This window comes from Streptomyces sp. NPDC058279, from assembly GCF_042881255.1.
Classification (GTDB): domain Bacteria; phylum Actinomycetota; class Actinomycetes; order Streptomycetales; family Streptomycetaceae; genus Streptomyces.
Map to the genome: position 1 here is coordinate 1 of NZ_JBHVYA010000058.1, position 1,057 is coordinate 1,057.

The 1,057-nt window shown below is 65.4% G+C and carries 1 protein-coding gene; it reads left to right on the forward strand.

Annotated features, from left to right (window positions below; genetic code table 11):
- On the forward strand, window positions 1-1,055 hold a 1,055-nt coding region (locus ACFVXJ_RS31280), incomplete at its 5' end, for an adenosylhomocysteinase (RefSeq protein ID WP_389666844.1).
- Between the last annotated feature and the right edge of the window lie 2 nt (window positions 1,056-1,057).

Here is a 1,057-nt window from a genome sequence, read left to right on the forward strand (position 1 = left end):
CTCCCACCGGCGGCCCGAACATGATCCTGGACGACGGTGGTGACGCCACCCTGCTCGTGCACAAGGGCGTCGAGTTCGAGAAGGCGGGCGCGGCCCCGGACCCGGCCACGGCCGACTCCGAGGAGTACGCCCACATCCTGACCCTGCTCAACCGCACCCTCGGCGAGTCCCCGCAGAAGTGGACGCAGCTCGCGTCGGAGATCCGCGGTGTGACGGAGGAGACCACCACCGGTGTGCACCGCCTCTACGAGATGATGGCCGAGGGCACCCTCCTGTTCCCGGCGATCAACGTGAACGACGCGGTGACGAAGTCGAAGTTCGACAACAAGTACGGTTGCCGGCACTCGCTGATCGACGGCATCAACCGCGCCACGGACGTCCTGATCGGCGGCAAGGTCGCCGTGGTGTGCGGGTACGGCGATGTCGGCAAGGGTTGTGCGGAGTCGCTGCGCGGTCAGGGCGCGCGGGTGATCGTCACGGAGATCGACCCGATCTGCGCGTTGCAGGCGGCGATGGACGGCTACCAGGTCGCGACGTTGGACGACGTGGTGGAGATCGCGGACATCTTCATCACCACGACCGGCAACAAGGACATCATCATGGCCTCGGATATGGTCAAGATGAAGCACCAGGCGATCGTGGGCAACATCGGTCACTTCGACAACGAGATCGACATGGCCGGTCTGGCGAAGATCGAGGGCATCGTCAAGGACGAGGTCAAGCCGCAGGTCCACACCTGGAAGTTCCCCGACGGCAAGGTCCTGATCGTGCTGTCCGAGGGCCGGCTCCTCAACCTGGGCAACGCGACCGGTCACCCGTCGTTCGTGATGTCGAACTCCTTCGCGGACCAGACGCTGGCGCAGATCGAGCTGTTCACCAAGCCCGAGGAGTACCCGACCGACGTCTACGTGCTGCCCAAGCACCTCGACGAGAAGGTCGCCCGGCTCCACCTCGACGCACTGGGCGTCAAGCTCACCACCCTGCGCCCGGAGCAGGCCGCCTACATCGGCGTCAAGGTCGAAGGCCCGTACAAGCCCGACCACTACCGCTACTGATC